This is a genomic window from Mesobacillus sp. S13 (assembly GCF_020422885.1).
Lineage (GTDB): Bacteria > Bacillota > Bacilli > Bacillales > Cytobacillaceae > Mesobacillus > Mesobacillus selenatarsenatis_A.
Window position 1 is genome coordinate 2,898,814 of record NZ_CP084622.1, and the last position, 14,532, is coordinate 2,913,345.

17 protein-coding genes, 1 tRNA gene and 1 other annotated feature are annotated in these 14,532 nt (G+C 42.0%); of the genes, 4 read left to right on the plus strand and 14 right to left on the minus strand.

Features of this window, described 5'->3' with window-relative positions; translation table 11 throughout:
• Positions 1–40 precede the first annotated feature (40 nt).
• Positions 41–290, minus strand: a binding site (T-box leader).
• A gap of 62 nt (positions 291–352) precedes the next feature.
• Positions 353–964, minus strand: coding sequence for an MOSC domain-containing protein (locus LGO15_RS14800; RefSeq protein WP_226087901.1), 612 nt, complete (start codon positions 962–964; stop codon positions 353–355).
• A gap of 174 nt (positions 965–1,138) precedes the next feature.
• Here LGO15_RS14800 and LGO15_RS14805 point away from each other — a divergent pair, with 174 nt between their 5' ends.
• Positions 1,139–2,407 (plus strand): bacillibactin exporter BcbE, encoded by a 1,269-nt coding sequence (locus LGO15_RS14805; RefSeq protein ID WP_167833677.1) that lies wholly within the window; start codon positions 1,139–1,141, stop codon positions 2,405–2,407.
• 29 nt (positions 2,408–2,436) lie between these two features.
• Here the strand turns inward: LGO15_RS14805 and LGO15_RS14810 are convergent, their stop codons facing one another.
• The 7 genes from LGO15_RS14810 to LGO15_RS14840 all read right to left on the minus strand — a co-directional run bounded on the left by LGO15_RS14810 (position 2,437) and on the right by LGO15_RS14840 (position 8,950).
• Positions 2,437–3,207, minus strand: coding sequence for an alpha/beta fold hydrolase (locus LGO15_RS14810; RefSeq protein ID WP_226085180.1), 771 nt, complete (start codon positions 3,205–3,207; stop codon positions 2,437–2,439).
• A 241-nt stretch (positions 3,208–3,448) separates the two neighbouring features.
• Entirely contained in the window at positions 3,449–3,538 is a 90-nt protein-coding gene (locus tag LGO15_RS24360) for a putative holin-like toxin (RefSeq protein WP_225649917.1), read from the minus strand.
• A 159-nt stretch (positions 3,539–3,697) separates the two neighbouring features.
• The gene (locus LGO15_RS14820) at positions 3,698–4,498 is read right to left on the minus strand and encodes a DUF2935 domain-containing protein (protein WP_226085181.1); all 801 of its coding nucleotides are present in this window, start codon (positions 4,496–4,498) and stop codon (positions 3,698–3,700) included.
• Between the two features lie 109 nt (positions 4,499–4,607).
• Positions 4,608–6,467: a PTS fructose transporter subunit IIABC gene (locus LGO15_RS14825; RefSeq protein ID WP_226085182.1), complete on the minus strand. Its 1,860-nt coding sequence runs from the start codon at positions 6,465–6,467 to the stop codon at positions 4,608–4,610.
• Positions 6,468–6,482: 15 nt separating this feature from the next.
• Positions 6,483–7,394: a 1-phosphofructokinase gene (pfkB, locus tag LGO15_RS14830; protein ID WP_226085183.1), complete on the minus strand. Its 912-nt coding sequence runs from the start codon at positions 7,392–7,394 to the stop codon at positions 6,483–6,485.
• A complete protein-coding gene (locus LGO15_RS14835; RefSeq protein WP_226085184.1) occupies positions 7,391–8,143 on the minus strand; it encodes a DeoR/GlpR family DNA-binding transcription regulator in 753 nt (250 codons plus the stop codon). Before LGO15_RS14835 ends, pfkB begins: the two co-directional genes overlap by 4 nt.
• Positions 8,144–8,317: 174 nt before the next feature.
• Positions 8,318–8,950 carry a LysE family transporter gene (locus LGO15_RS14840; protein WP_167833683.1) on the minus strand — a complete coding sequence of 211 codons (633 nt, stop codon included), beginning with the start codon at positions 8,948–8,950 and terminating at the stop codon, positions 8,318–8,320.
• Positions 8,951–9,126: 176 nt separating this feature from the next.
• Here LGO15_RS14840 and LGO15_RS14845 point away from each other — a divergent pair.
• Positions 9,127–9,210, plus strand: a tRNA-Leu gene (locus LGO15_RS14845).
• An 86-nt stretch (positions 9,211–9,296) separates the two neighbouring features.
• On the opposite strand, the gene LGO15_RS14850 is transcribed toward LGO15_RS14845, so the two are convergent.
• Positions 9,297–9,503, minus strand: a complete 207-nt coding sequence (locus LGO15_RS14850; protein ID WP_167833684.1) for a cold-shock protein — start codon at positions 9,501–9,503, stop codon at positions 9,297–9,299.
• Between the two features lie 416 nt (positions 9,504–9,919).
• Between LGO15_RS14850 and LGO15_RS14855 the strand changes: the two genes are divergently transcribed.
• Both LGO15_RS14855 and LGO15_RS14860 read left to right on the plus strand, forming a co-directional pair.
• On the plus strand, positions 9,920–10,540 hold the full coding sequence (locus LGO15_RS14855; RefSeq protein ID WP_167833685.1) for a LysE family transporter: 621 nt from the start codon (positions 9,920–9,922) through the stop codon (positions 10,538–10,540).
• A gap of 117 nt (positions 10,541–10,657) precedes the next feature.
• Positions 10,658–10,975 carry a DUF6509 family protein gene (locus LGO15_RS14860; RefSeq protein WP_167833686.1) on the plus strand — a complete coding sequence of 106 codons (318 nt, stop codon included), beginning with the start codon at positions 10,658–10,660 and terminating at the stop codon, positions 10,973–10,975.
• Between the two features lie 33 nt (positions 10,976–11,008).
• On the opposite strand, the gene LGO15_RS14865 is transcribed toward LGO15_RS14860, so the two are convergent.
• From LGO15_RS14865 to LGO15_RS14885, 5 genes are all read right to left on the minus strand, one after another.
• Complete coding sequence (locus tag LGO15_RS14865) at positions 11,009–11,404, minus strand: cytosolic protein (protein ID WP_226085185.1); 396 nt, start codon at positions 11,402–11,404, stop codon at positions 11,009–11,011.
• Between the two features lie 27 nt (positions 11,405–11,431).
• Entirely contained in the window at positions 11,432–11,917 is a 486-nt protein-coding gene (locus tag LGO15_RS14870; RefSeq protein ID WP_167833688.1) for a metallophosphoesterase family protein, read from the minus strand.
• A 58-nt stretch (positions 11,918–11,975) separates the two neighbouring features.
• Positions 11,976–12,509, minus strand: a complete 534-nt coding sequence (locus tag LGO15_RS14875) for a hypothetical protein (protein ID WP_167833689.1) — start codon at positions 12,507–12,509, stop codon at positions 11,976–11,978.
• 151 nt (positions 12,510–12,660) lie between these two features.
• Positions 12,661–13,557 carry an NAD-dependent epimerase/dehydratase family protein gene (locus LGO15_RS14880; RefSeq protein ID WP_226085186.1) on the minus strand — a complete coding sequence of 299 codons (897 nt, stop codon included), beginning with the start codon at positions 13,555–13,557 and terminating at the stop codon, positions 12,661–12,663.
• A 119-nt stretch (positions 13,558–13,676) separates the two neighbouring features.
• On the minus strand, positions 13,677–14,531 hold the full coding sequence (locus LGO15_RS14885; protein ID WP_167833691.1) for a non-homologous end joining protein Ku: 855 nt from the start codon (positions 14,529–14,531) through the stop codon (positions 13,677–13,679).
• Between the last annotated feature and the right edge of the window lies 1 nt (position 14,532).

The following is a 14,532-nucleotide window of genomic DNA, read 5'->3' on the forward strand; positions in this document are numbered from 1 at the left end:
ACGAAACGAACAAAAAGGGCCTCCCATCCTTATTGATTACAATAAGGACGAGAGACCCGTGGTGCCACCTTAATTAGCTGTGTAAAACAGCTCACTTAACAGCATCGAGCATAAAATGCCTAATGCCTGCCTTTTATAACGATAAGGCCATTTCGCCAGAGCCTACTGCCCTATGGGGTTCGGTCTGGAAGCTCGGAAGTCCATTCTCTGCAACAGTCACGCTGATTCACACCACCCATCAGCTCTCTGAAGTACCTGATCCAGTTACTACTCTTCGTCATCGCTCAATCATATGTTATTCACTATATTAAAGCGGTAAATGTCAAATGTCAAACATAAAAAATAAAATATTTTAATTTTTCTGTATTAACAGCTTTTCAAGGTTTTCCTTCCACTCTTCTGCCAACTCATCGATATGCAGCAGTTCTTCAATGGAGGCATAATTTTTTCGGTCGTGAAAATAAATTTCATTCGCTCTTAGAATCGACATCTTATTTTGTTTCCTCTCCAACAAAATAATTTCTGAATCCTCATAGATCATTCCTTCTTGAAGAACGCGGAAGAAATAGCCGGTATAGCCTGTATCTACGACCCTTTTCAGCAATTGGCCAATTTGGTTGTTTTTCGAGATTTTCGAACAAGGCACCCTGCCCTGCGTCACTTGAATCACAGCTTCACCAAGCTTATATGTATCACCTATATAGATGTCAGCTTCCGTCATACCAGATGCGGATATATTTTCACCAAAGGTAGGAGCTTCGAGATTCTTTCCGAATTCTGCTGACCATTTCGAATAATGTTCCACTGGATAAAAACAGACAGCTCTGTCTGGACCACCATGAAATTCCGTAGCTGCCACACCATCTCCCATAAATGAATCTTTCGAAAGGAAAGCATGTGCCACCCTTTTTTTCCTGATTGCTGACAGTTCTTTTTTGCCATTCCAATTGATTTCCTCTGGCATCCCGATGTTCAAATACAATATTTGCCTCAAAACCGAACCTCCTTCAAGCCTTTTCAATATTTTATCTTGTCCACAATAAAAACTCCAATAAAATCTTTCCCATAAAAAGACATCAGTTTTTTCAGCGGATTAAGTCCACAATAAAAGTAGTATGAACAAAGGCAGGTTATAATCATGAATTATATTGAAAGCTTGTTTCCTAAATCCGGTGGAGCCTCGGATGAAAAAGATACGAAAAAAGATAATGTCAACAATCAAAAATGGGCAATTGTCTCGATCGCATCCATTCCACTTGTAATGACACTTGGCAATTCGATGCTGATTCCTGTTTTGCCAGTCATGGAAAAGAAAATGGGTATTTCTGCCTTTCAATCAAGTCTTATTATTACTGTCTACTCAATAGTTGCGATCTTTTTAATCCCGATAGCAGGGTATTTATCGGATCATATTGGCCGAAAAAAAGTCATCATTCCCAGCCTGATCATCACTGGAATCGGCGGAACGATATCCGGCTGGGCCTCTTGGCAGATGAACGACGGATACTGGATTGTCTTAGTCGGAAGAGCCTTGCAGGGCGTCGGGGCAGCCGGGGCTTTTCCGATCGTCTTGCCATTGGTTGGAGATATGTTCAAAAACGATGATGAAGTAAGCGGAGCGCTAGGGGAAATCGAAACAGCTAATACGCTTGGGAAGGTTCTCAGCCCGGTTTTAGGTTCCTTCCTTGCAGGATTCATTTGGTTTATCCCTTTCTTTTCTATTCCTGTTTTCTGTGCCCTTTCGATCATCATGATGGTTTTCCTTGTGAAAAGTCCGAAAAAGAAGGAAAAACCTTTGCCTTTTAAGGATTTCCTTAAGAAGATCAAACTGACTTTCACCGAAAATGGGCGCTGGCTTTATGCCATCTTCTTTATTGGCGCCATTGTGATGTTCGTATTGTTTGGAGTGTTGTTTTACCTGTCGGATATTCTCGAGAACAAATATGGAATAAAGGATTTAAAAAAAGGCCTGTTTCTCGCCTTGCCTTTAGGTGCGCTGTGTCTATCATCTTTTATAACCGGAAAAGTAATCAAGAAAAACATGGTCCTGATGAAGTGGATTACGTTCATCAGCTTGGTGTTGCTCGGAATTGCAGTGGCCCTCCTGAGTTTTTCAAGGGAACTTTGGTTTCTGATCTCCATGTTCCTTGTTGCCGGCATCGGTATTGGAGCAAGCCTGCCTCCACTTGACGCACTGATTACTGAGAGTATTGAAAAAGAGGAACGCGGGACCATTACATCCATATACAGTTCTATGAGATTCATCGGAGTTGCAGCAGGACCGCCTGTCATCGCTTTAATGATGAAAAATTCCAATAAACTAATGTTCATTATCCTGACCGTATTGAGCATCGCTGCCGCTCTTGCGACTTTCCTTGCCATTAAACCTGATAAAAAAGAAGCGTAAAACGCATTGAATTAGATCAATGCGTTTTTTCAACGCCTCGCTGTTACAACATCCAAAAATTTAAATGTTTCACTATTGAATTCCTGCCACTTCTTAACTGGAACCTGATGGGAGACTTTTGGAATGATCGCTGTACGGAGATCCTCCAGCTCTCTCTCATAGGCCCTTAAGTGCTGGTTGATAAAATCCCGCTCACCATATATAAGCAATAACGGGACTGACAAATTCTTCAGCCTTTTGATACAAGAATAATTCAATGATTCATGGTAAAAATGGAACCATGTATGCAAATCTGTCTTCAACATATGTTCTATCAGTTCGTTCCTATAGTTTTTATCGAATGTGTGGGCAGTTGCAATCACTTTCGCCAGAGTTTTTGGCGAATTTTTCACAAAATACATGCCCAATATATGCTCATATTTCAAGGCAGGCGATTGTACCTCGGCAAAGCCTCCGCACAAGATCACCGATTCAGTTCGATCCGGGTGGACAATGGCAAATTCCTGGGCGATACTGCCCCCGGAGGAATAGCCGCATAAAGTTATTTTTTCCAGTCCTAACGAATCTGCCAGCTTTAGTACTTCTTCTGTATACCCTTGGATTGTAACGTTTTTTTGAAAAGCTGATGAGTCCCCGTGGCCGCTTAAGTCAGGAAAAATAAGCTTATAGCGTTCACATAACGGCTTCTGAAAACGAAATACCTTCCTCCCCATACCAGGGGGATGTAAAAAGATGATTGGATTTCCCTGACCGATTTCATCGTAAAAGAGATCACCATACTCTAATGTGCATCTAGGCATTTGCTGTCCCTCCCTATGCATGGTTCATTCAACTTCAATAGTATTGCCAAATGGCAAAACATCTCATGCATACAGCTTTCAGACCGTGACAATAACAGTCTCGTATGGTATCCTTATAGTAAATAAAAGTAAAGAATGACTGCCGGTGTTGGCCCACCAGCAGTCTCCGCAATAGCCGTTCCCGCTTGAAGTACGGCAAAATAAGCAGATGGACCTCTCACTGTCATACAGTAAAGGAGGTCTATTTTTTTTGGCTTAACGTTAGGATAGCGAGGATTAGACTGGCAAATGAAAACATCGCCATGAAGGTTTCGAATACCGTCAAAGGCATCACCCCCTTTCCTCCGGGGCTAGCCGTCCACTTTGAGATTGACTATTGCTCCTCAAGTATAACATAACCTTGTCCAAAATAAGAACATCCGTTCTATTTTGAGACAAAATTAGGGCTAAGATACTAGACGAAATGAATTCTATCTAGTATCTCCCACTTTCATTCTGTCTTCAGTCTAGGCTTCCCTGGATCGCAGTCCGGCTTATTTATCGAGGCTGCTTCAGCGACTTTGGACAAGTAATAACACTCTTCCCTGAACATATGGTCAGCCATCAGCGGAGCAAAGCTCCCCAGTGCCTGCTCAGTCAACTCGAGTTCCTTCAGTTCGTCAAGAAACTTCATGAACAGCTGAATTTCAAGCGATACCTCATGATTCATTCTTTGCAATGCTGGAAATGAACTTAAATTCGTCCGCAGGTATCCCGTCATCTCGACTGCTTTTAAATAAAAATCCTCAAAATGCTTCATGTATTTCTCACTTTTTGCCTTCAAACGTTTTTCAACCTGGTCAAGATTGCTTTGGATCGCACCAGCGTGACCTGCCGCATCGAGCAGCCAGACAGTATGGTGATGCAATTCATGGAATACCGGCGGCACTTCTCCTCTTTTTAAATATTCGAGTACCCTGATATACTCCTCGACTTCATTCACCATATGGTTTACAAACGTTGGACCGAAATGAATTTTCACATTGCCAGTAAGCATTTTTTCTATCAAGTCCAGCTTGAATTGCCGAATTTTCTTTGCTTCTTCATCTGCTCTCATGCTCAAATGAATGAGATCTGTTGTTTCTAGCCTTTGCAACAGCCTATCAAAGGTATTAATAAAGTACTTCGCCGTTTCTATTTCCTCTTGCTCTACAGGTGCCAGAGCCTCATGCAGGAACCGCCCATGGTCACCAAGAACCTGAAGCCAAAACCGGTGTTCATAAAGAGCAGGAGCTTTGTAATCCCTCTCCATCCCTTCTCCTCCTTCGAAATTCACTTCATATAAGCATATTAGGGATGGATGCGGGAATATTCTCATGCGAACAAAAAGACCTGCAGAATTACCCTGCAGGCCTTTGGCTTTATCTTGTAACTGGTTTCTTTAATATTCCTAGTAAGATTGCTGTGACAACTGAACCGATGAGAATTGCGGCAAGATATAATAGCCACCCTCCCTCGACAAGCGGTACTACGAAGAGTCCGCCGTGAGGAGCTCTCAGGCCAATGTTGAACATCATGGTCAATCCACCCGCAACAGCTGATCCAGCCATTACTGAAGGGATAACACGAAGTGGGTCTGCAGCTGCAAACGGGATGGCACCTTCCGTGATGAAAGAGAGTCCCATAATATAGTTTGCCTTTCCTGCATCCTGGTCTTCTTTTGAAAACTTATTTTTAAAGAAAGTTGTTGCCAGTGCAATGCCTAGCGGAGGAACCATACCAGCTGCCATGATCGCAGCCATTGGCTCATAAACACCGTTTGCAAGCAAGCCTGTTCCGAAAACATATGCAGCTTTATTTACTGGTCCGCCCATGTCGAACGCCATCATTAGCCCGAGGACAATACCCAGCAATACTGCATTCCCAGTTCCCAATCCTGAAAGCCAATCTGTGATTGCCTGATTCAAGGCACCAACTGGTTTGTTAACTAAAAACAGCATGATGAATCCTGTTAAAGCAATACCGAACAATGGATACAACAGAATGGTCTTGATCCCTTCAAGTGAAGCAGGAAGTCCAGCGAACAATTTCTTAAGCCCTAATACCAGGTAACCCGCAAGGAAACCAGCTACTAAACCGCCAAGGAATCCGCCGCCTCCAGTTGCTGCGAGCAAACCACCGACCATACCCGGTGCAAAACCTGGTCTGTCAGCAATACTTAGTGCGATAAAGCCGGCAAGAATCGGCACCAGTAAACCAAATGCACCACTTCCTCCGCCAATGTCCATCAATGCCTTGGCGATTGGGTGATAAGAAGGATCATCTGGATTAAAGGCATTGTAGCCGAACATGAATGAAATAGCTATTAAGATACCGCCGCCAACTACGAATGGAAGCATGTTCGAAACTCCATTCATCAGATGCTTATAAACTCCTCCGCGGCTTTCTTTCTTTTCTGCCGATGCATTGCCTGAAGCCTTGTAGAGTGGAGCGTCCTTTTTGACCGCCTTTTCAATCAAGTCCTTAGGTTTGCGGATTCCATCTGCAACCGGTACATCAATTAAAGGTTTTCCAGCAAAGCGATCCATATCCACCTTTGTGTCAGCGGCAATGATGACTGCTTCGGCGTTTTCAATGTCTTCTTTTGTAAGGACATTTTTCGCTCCGCCTGAGCCATTCGTTTCAACCTTGATATCTATGCCCATTTCGGCTGCTTTTGCTTTTAAGGAATCTGCGGCCATATAAGTATGGGCAATTCCTGTAGGACATGCAGTGACCGCAACGATGAATTTTTTATTATTTCTTTCAACCTTTTCTTCACTTTCATCCTGATCGTAGCTGTTAATGATCCCAATGACATCATCAGCAGTCTTTGCTCCGAGCAGCTTTTCGCGGGCATCAGCTTTCATCAAAATGGAAGATAGTCTCGCTAGCGCTTCCAGGTGGGTATTATTTGCTCCTTCTGGTGCTGCAATCATAAAGAACAGATGTGCGGGCTGTCCGTCTAATGATTCATAATCGATTCCAGCCTCCGACCTACCGAACACAATTGTCGCTTCCTTTACGACTGATGTTTTCGCGTGAGGAATGGCGATTCCATCCCCTACTCCTGTGGTACTTTGTTGTTCTCGTTTTAGAATGGCTTCTTTAAAAGCATTATGGTCCGTAATTTTCCCCGCCCGCTCAAGCACTCCAACAAGCTCATTCACTGCATCTTGCTTTGATGCAGCACTCATTGATAATAAAATTGTCTCTTTAGTCAGCAGTTCTGTGATTCTCATGTTTTCTCCCCCTTACTAGCTGTTTAGTATTTTTACTTCTGGAAGAATTTTTTCAACTTTGTCAGGTGTACATAACCCGATCGAAAATGCTGTTGCACTTCCAGATGCAACACTATAGCGGAATGCTTCTTTGATGTCCCTGGATTTTAGATATTGGGCCAGGAAACCAGCCACCATTGAATCTCCGGCACCTACTGAACTCTTGACTTCGCCTTGAGGCACAGTAGACTTATAGGCGTCATGTTCATTGATAAAGACGGCACCTTTCTCTGCTAATGAAACGATGACATTTTTAGCACCCGCTTCGACAAGCTTTTTCCCATAAAAGATGGCTTCATCAGCATCGGTGATTTCCTTGTTGAAGAACTGACCTAATTCATGATGATTCGGCTTGATCAGGAATGGCCTGTGACAAAGGATATCTTTAAGCAGGTCTCCTTCTGCATCCACGATTATTTCTGCTCCTGTGTCCCTGCAAATTTGCACTACTTCTTCATAAATGGAATCAGGCATGCTGGCTGGAATGCTTCCTGCGAGAACAAGATAATCGCCATTTCCCAGCTTCATGATCTGTTCCTTCAACGAATCTATAGCATGTGATGAAATCTCCGGGCCACGAGCATTTATTTCTGTTTCTGAACCAGACTTGATCTTAACGTTGATCCGTGTATCACCCTCAACGTTGACAAAACCTGTTTGCACGCCTTCCCTGTTAAGAAACTCCTCGACATACCTGCCGGTGAAGCCTCCAATAAAACCTGTAGCCTTGCTTTCAACTCCAAGGGAGCTCAGTACCCTTGAAACATTGATTCCTTTGCCTCCGGGAAGCTTTGTTTCATTTAAGGTCCTATTCAAGCTGCCGAGCTGGATTTCATCTGCTTCAACGATATAATCGACAGATGGATTAAGAGTCAGTGTGTAAATCATGATGTCACAACCTTTATTGAAGTTTTGCTCGTATATTGTCCTTTATGATCCTCATCAATGGAATTTGTGATGATTGCAGCTTCATGGAGGTCTGCTATTTTTGCGAAAGTAATCTCAGAAAACTTTGTGTCATCAGCAAGTACAAATGACTCACGAGACAAAGAGATCGCTTTCTGCTTGATCATTGCTTCTTCCTGGTCTGGTGTCGTATATCCAGAATGAGGGTGTATACCATTCACTCCGAGAAAGCATTTATCGAAACGATACTGCTCAAGGCTTGCTAGAGCTCCTCTTCCGATGATTGCATTCGTTTTTGGCTTGGCATAACCGCCTATCACATATGTTTCTATACTTCTTTCAAGCAGCTGCGGTAAGTGCATAAGGCCATTCGTCACCACGACGATACCATTGAACGGAAGGAAACTGATCATTTCCAGAACAGTGGAACCTGCATCTAGATAAATACTGTCTCCTTCTTCTACTAGACTTGCTGCATATTGAGCGATTTGTCTTTTTTCCTGAAGGTATTTGGTGGATTTTTCAATCATGCTGGGTTCCTGGAGTTTCCCCCTTAACCTGGCTGCTCCTCCATGTACTCTTTTCAGGAACTTCCCTTCCTCGAGGATGGTCAGGTCACGGCGGATGGTTGACTCCGAAGCCTCGGTCACATCAACTAATTCCTGTATTTTCACTATTGGTTTCTCTTTAATCATTTGTAAAATGAGCTGGTGGCGCTCAGGTGTTAACATGAGCCATTCCTCCTATTTGCTTCGTATTATCATCATAATGTAATCGATTTCAAAAATCAATCATTTTCTTTCAAAAACAATCATTAATAATCAAAAATTAAATAATTTTGAACGGTTTTGATTGTTATCAGAAAATAAAAAAACCTCCATGGAGGAGGTTTCTCAGTAGTATGACTATAAAAGTACTGCCTTGATACCTTGATACCCAAAATAAACGCCAAAACCAAGCAAAGAAAGGCCTGATAAGATTGAAATAGCCCTCAAGCTGCCGTAATTCAGGAATCTCCTGAAACCGCTTGTTATCGCTGCTACGAAAAGATCCCACAAAGCAAGCCCAAGAAAAATCATGCTGCTATAAATCAATAAGTCTGCCCTTCCATAGTTGCTGGCTGTTTTTGCAAGAACAGAACCATAGATTCCTAGCCAGAAAAGGATGGATAAAGGACTGCTGATCGACATGATAAAACCTGTAAGGAAGCATTTGAGCATTGATTCTTTACCACGGCTGAAAGCGAGGTCGATATGATTCGCCTTTATCATACACTCGATTCCCGAGTAAATCAGGACGAATCCGCCAAACAACCAGAGAAATATTTGAATGATCGGCATGTCCAAGAAATTGACAAGACCCAAATAGATTAACAGCATAAAAATAGCATCGGCAATCATGGAACCTGTCCCAACAATCCAGGCATGCCAGAACCCATTTTTGATCCCCTTATCCAACCTGGCTGAATTTACCGGTCCAATCGGAGCTGCCAGCGTTAACCCAAGGAATATATAACTGACTAGTAAACTGACACTCAAGGCCTCGTCCCCCACATACAAAACTTTGTACATTGTATGTGAAAAATGTAATCCTAATACTACCTGTCCAATTTTTTCAAAAAATGCTATGGGCACTAAAGACCCTATCGTTCTTCATCCGCATGAAATTTTATGATTGAAATTGATCGTTTTTGTGCTATAATTCTTATAGAAACGCGGGTGTGGCGGAATCGGCAGACGCGCTAGATTCAGGTTCTAGTGGTGGCAACACCGTGGAGGTTCAAGTCCTCTCATCCGCATACAGAAAAGGTGCCTATACAATGGGCACTTTTTTTGTGCAAAAAAACAGCCCGGATATGCCATCCAGACTGTTTTGAGTTCAATATTATCCAATTAAATTCTGACTATGGTTGTTGACTACTTCAAGAACCTTAGTCTCCTGCTCCATATCACTTTTACAAATTGGGCAAGCGGGGACATTGCTGCTTTTAAAGTTGTCGCGAACCCAGCAATTGCAATCATCAGAAGTACATACCCATATTTTCGTTTCAGCTGTTACGATCTCTTCAGGCGGTTTTCTTCCAAATGCCATTTCCTCACGCTCCTATTGGTTTAATTATGCCCCTTTCAAATTCTGAAGGCTTTCAACAATACCCAGTTTATTCTGGATTATTAAAAGCAGCAAAATATCCGAAAGGACCTTATCATCGTTCGATTGATAAAAAAATTCATTTATTTTAAAAAGCCGGCAAATGAAACTTTTTATAATAAATGAATGATCCGAAAGTTGATATCTATTCCATTTTACCACACTTTCTTATTTTTACCAAAAGTGACACATCGGCAGTCGCCTGTGCAACAGTTACTAGTATATTCTTTTCATTTTAAATTTATTTAGACTGCCATAAAAAAATAAATTTTTTCTGCAAAAATAGGTTGTACGCCTCCATAAGTCTGAATAGAAATAGTACAAGCAAATTACGGTTAGACCATTGGAGGAATTATAAAGTGAATGTCTTCTTGGGTTATATTTTCCTTGGATTATCACTGGCCGCCCCGATTGGCCCTGTTAATGCTGCACAGATGGACAAAGGGATTAAGAGCGGTTTTTTTCAGGCATGGCTTCTTGGCCTGGGCGCCCTGACAGCTGATATCATTTACATGCTGACTGTCTATCTTGGTGTAGTCAAATACCTCGAGACTCCGTTTATGCAATCCTTTCTCTGGCTATTCGGATTCTTTGTCTTGATGTATACAGGGATAGAGACAATTATCGGATCTGGCAAAATCGTCATGGAAAACAGAGGCGGAGAATCCGGCTTCAAGTCCTTTTTATCCGGGTTTATCATGTCCATCTCCAATCCGCTGACGATTTTGTTTTGGCTTGGAATTTACGGCTCTGTCCTAGCCAAGACCGCTTCCTCCTACGGTACCGGCGAGCTAATCATATACAGCTTTGGCATCATATTGGGCCTAATACTCTGGGATATCATCATGGCCGCAATATCCAGCAGCTTCCGTAAGCTGCTTACAACAAGATTACTTACGGTTATTTCACTATTATCGGGGGTATCATTAATTGGCTTTGCCCTATTTTTCGGTTATCAGGCATTGAAGCTGTTCCTTTGAAATGTGACAAAAGAGTGCTCTGTTATTGAGCACTCTTTTGTTTACCGCGAATTTCTTGATTGTTTTTGATGTTTTCGATATATAATAGAGGGGACAAAATTAAAAGGATGAGCATTCATGAATATTATCGGACATACTGTCGAGTTCCTTGAAGACCCATTTGGACTTCTTTCGGGGAGCAGGTATGAGTATTTTTTAAATATCGAGGTTGACGAAGAGGACGAGCTATACACTGAAAAAGGGTTACTGTTAAAGGTGCTTTTTTTAGTGAACGGCGAAGAGACCAAAATCCTGCAAAACTATTTTATTGAGCAGGAAACAGAAAAGGTTCTTGACTTCGAACTTGAGGAAGATGAAGTAGTGCAAGTACAAAAGTATTGTGAGGAAAACTTGCCAGCTGATGAAGAGGAAGAGAACGAAGAGGAGACAAATTAAAAAGAGCAGACTTCTGCTCTTTTTTGTTTATTTCTATGCCTCTACTGTCTTGCCTTCCTCAACGATGTGGTAAAGCAGATGCGCAAGATGCTGGACAGGTCCGAGCTCCCCTTCTTCTTCGTTAAGTTCTTCAGTAAATTCTAGGTCATTCAAGTATAATGCTGAAAATTCATAGAAATCCTTCAGTTGAAAGCCATAACAATTTGAAGGCTCTTCATTCTGCTCCTCGTATTGAAGCATTAAATAATACTCTTTGCCATCTTTATCTTCTGCGTCAAAAAACACGAAGAAACCAATATTCGTATCCAAATCAAACAGATGGCGTGTGCCGCCTTCAGTAGCCTGTTCATAATCCTCACTGCTTAATTTCTGAACCTTCATCGTTTCGACTTGGTCTTCAGCGTGAAATTTCACTTCAAAGGTTTTCATTGTTGAAATACACTCCTATCTATTTTTCTAAAAAAAGACATGCTTTGCCACAATTTCTTCTCCGACAGTCAGGATACCATAAGAGAATTGCTTCTGTCTCCTTTTGTCAGTCGGTGATCCTGGGTTAAAAATAATGACACCCTCAACTTCCTTTACAACTGGTATATGCGAATGCCCATACACGATGCAATCAACCTTGTCGTCTTCAAAAGTTTCAATAGCCCTTTTCTCGGTTGTTTTGCCGGTTCCATGCCCATGGACGATACCTATACGAAAATTGCCTGCCTGAAGGATTTCCTTTGTTTTAAGCAAACCTTTAAGTTCAGGTCCATCCACATTGCCGGTGACGCCGATAACCGGGCCAAATTGTTTAAGTTCATTGTATAGCTCAACTGTCTGCCAATCTCCAGCATGGATGATATAATCGCAATCCTGCAGGTCAGCGAGCAGTTTATCTGGCAGACTTTTCGATTTTCTCGGCATATGAGTGTCTGAAATGACCACTATTTTCACAGATCAATACATTCCTTTCGCCTGCTAGTCACTGTTATGTTACCCTGGTGAGAATGGATTAACCATTATCAGGGTCTTTATATTCCGTTATATTAAAATAATCGCTCGTATCATTATATCCGTTGAATTCAATATCAAGGTCATGAAAATAACGGTGAAGTTGGAGTAAAGTTTTCTTCTCTTTCTTCCCTTCCTTAATGATTTTTGAGTAACTGGATATCGTAGCAAAATCAGCTTGGAGTGCTGTATTGTCTGTTTCGACAGTCGTCAATACAGAGATGACTTCTGAAGCAATCTCCCTCTGCTCCTCCCAATCAACTTTATCGATCCGGCCCCAACCGAGAGTATCATTATATTTGGTATGAAATTCATGAATGAAGGCGCCAACCGTAGTATAGTTTTCTTTCAGTGTATCTTCACCGAATACGGCGACATTCCCGCCTCCATTTTTAAGGTTTTCTGCCCCACTTCTGCTGTTGGAATCTTGATGACTCCTTGTTTCCCACATTGAGTAGCCTGCATATAAACCAAAAGCCAGCAAAAACAGGCTTGCAGGTAAAATCATAAGTTTCCATTTGCTTTTCTTCTCCATCTGTCTGCCCCCTGTAAAAAACTCATCGACATACTCCCTACTTACCTGTTCTTAATAGTATTTGACACCCATTTCAAAAAACCTTTTATTATTTCCTTACTATAAATTAAAGAAACCCAGATGCAAAAGAATCGCACCTGGGTTTATATCATTACTTGGAGTCATTCTGCTGAATATAAAACATCGTCAACTGATCCAATAATTGATTCAGTTCGGTAAAATTAAAGCCGAGCTCTGATGCAAGTGACGTGTTGATTGACCAGGAGCCAGGCAATGCATATGGGGAGACAGTGCTGCTTTCAGTGCTATTCTCCACGATCGCTTTTTTACTGGCCAGTAAGGCCATCTTACCAACCATTTCTCCCAGACTAATATCCCCTGCCGACCCAGGATTGATTGCCCCTTCAAATTTTGATTTACCGATTTCCATCAAAAACTCAGCCGCTTCATCTGCGTGAATGAAGCTATACCGCAACTCAGGATTTGGTATACCGATTGGCTGTCCTGAAAGGATTTTATCCACATGGAATTTAAGCCGTTCAGTGTAATCATCTTCTGAAACAACGATTGGAAACCGAACAGAAACAACGTCAAAATAACCAAGTTGATGGAATACCGCTTCAGAAGCTCTTTTCGCCTCTTTATAGCCTTCGTAACCAGGGTATTCCTTACGGCTTTTGTATTCAATGGGATATGTATTTGCATTGAAATTACCTTCTGCATGAAGTGTGCCAAAGTCATAAACGGCTTGCGTAGAGGTAAAAATATAGCGGCTTGCCTTCCCATTGAGTGCCTCTGATGTGTCCCTCGCCTCTATTGGCGAAAAGCACGATTGATCATACACCAGATCCCAATTCTTACCTTCGAATGCTGCGGACATCGTCTCTTTCTTTTCTCGATCAATGACCAGCCGCTCTACATTTTCACCAAAAGGATCGTTTTTAGTTCCTCTTGTGGCGACTGTCACTTCATCTCCATTCTCTATGAGCCTTTGCACCAGTTTTTTTCCAAAATACTGAGTTCCCCCAAGCACAAGAACTTTTCTCATTTAAAAAATCCCCCTTTTCTCTAAAGTATTCTGCTTCAGTTCATGAATCTCCTCTAAAAATAATGCAAAGTAAAACCGGCCACATCGTGATGGCCGGCTGTGTATTTTTCATATGTTTTTTAAGCCTGTTTCTTTTCTTTTGCCTTTGGTTTCGCAGCGGTCTTTTTCTTTTTTGCTGGAGCTGTGTCTTTCTTCATTTCTGGCTTCGTACGGTCGATTGAAGCCTGTAGCGCTGCCATAAGGTCCGTAACATTGGAAACTGGCTCTTTTTCTGTAGGTGTGACCATTTCTTTACCGGTACGCTTCGCTTCAATCAGCTCCAATAGTGCGGTGCGATAATCATCCTTATATTTTTCAGGTTCAAACTCTGTTGTCAGCTGGTCAATTAGCATGATGGCGGTTTCCAATTCCTTCTCTGTTACTTTATCTTCGGCTGGTACATTTGGAACATCTACTGTGTTCCTTACTTCATCAGGAAAATGGATGGTCTCCATGACAAGTGTATTATTATAGACTCGTACTACTGCAAGCTGCTCTTTTGCTCGAATGATTATTTTGGCAATTCCAACCTTCTGCGATTCCTGTAGGGCCTTCCTCAGAAGAGAATAGGCTTTTCCGCCGCCCTCATTCGGAGACATGAAATAGCTTCGCTGAAAATAAATCGGGTCTATTTCAGTCATTTTTACAAAGTCAATAATCTCAACGGCTTTATCTTCATTTTCTTTCCTTAAAGCCTCTAGATCTTCATCCTCAAGGACAACAAACTTACCCTTTGTGTATTCATAAGCTTTCACGAGGTCTTCATTTTTCACTTCAACATCACACACGGGACAGGTTTTCTCATATTTTATTGGCGAGTGGCACTCTTTATGAAGGGTCCTCAGTTTGATGTCCCGATCCTCAGTCGCAGCATGAAGCTTGATTGGGATGTTGACGAGCCCAAAGCTGATGCTCCCTTTCCAGATTGTATGCATT

Coding starts and splice junctions, on each gene's coding strand:
- LGO15_RS14860 (WP_167833686.1), top strand. CDS start 10,658: ATGAATATTATCGGACATACTGTCGAGTTCCTTGAAGACCCATTTGGA.
- LGO15_RS14865 (WP_226085185.1), bottom strand. CDS start 11,404: ATGAAAACCTTTGAAGTGAAATTTCACGCTGAAGACCAAGTCGAAACG.
- LGO15_RS14825 (WP_226085182.1), bottom strand. CDS start 6,467: ATGAGAATCACAGAACTGCTGACTAAAGAGACAATTTTATTATCAATG.
- LGO15_RS14820 (WP_226085181.1), bottom strand. CDS start 4,498: ATGGAGAGGGATTACAAAGCTCCTGCTCTTTATGAACACCGGTTTTGG.
- LGO15_RS14880 (WP_226085186.1), bottom strand. CDS start 13,557: ATGAGAAAAGTTCTTGTGCTTGGGGGAACTCAGTATTTTGGAAAAAAA.
- LGO15_RS14850 (WP_167833684.1), bottom strand. CDS start 9,503: ATGGCATTTGGAAGAAAACCGCCTGAAGAGATCGTAACAGCTGAAACG.
- LGO15_RS14875 (WP_167833689.1), bottom strand. CDS start 12,509: ATGGAGAAGAAAAGCAAATGGAAACTTATGATTTTACCTGCAAGCCTG.
- LGO15_RS14885 (WP_167833691.1), bottom strand. CDS start 14,531: ATGCATACAATCTGGAAAGGGAGCATCAGCTTTGGGCTCGTCAACATC.
- LGO15_RS14835 (WP_226085184.1), bottom strand. CDS start 8,143: ATGTTAACACCTGAGCGCCACCAGCTCATTTTACAAATGATTAAAGAG.
- LGO15_RS14805 (WP_167833677.1), top strand. CDS start 1,139: ATGAATTATATTGAAAGCTTGTTTCCTAAATCCGGTGGAGCCTCGGAT.
- LGO15_RS14810 (WP_226085180.1), bottom strand. CDS start 3,207: ATGCCTAGATGCACATTAGAGTATGGTGATCTCTTTTACGATGAAATC.
- pfkB (WP_226085183.1), bottom strand. CDS start 7,394: ATGATTTACACACTGACTCTTAATCCATCTGTCGATTATATCGTTGAA.
- LGO15_RS14800 (WP_226087901.1), bottom strand. CDS start 964: ATGCCAGAGGAAATCAATTGGAATGGCAAAAAAGAACTGTCAGCAATC.
- LGO15_RS24360 (WP_225649917.1), bottom strand. CDS start 3,538: ATGCCTTTGACGGTATTCGAAACCTTCATGGCGATGTTTTCATTTGCC.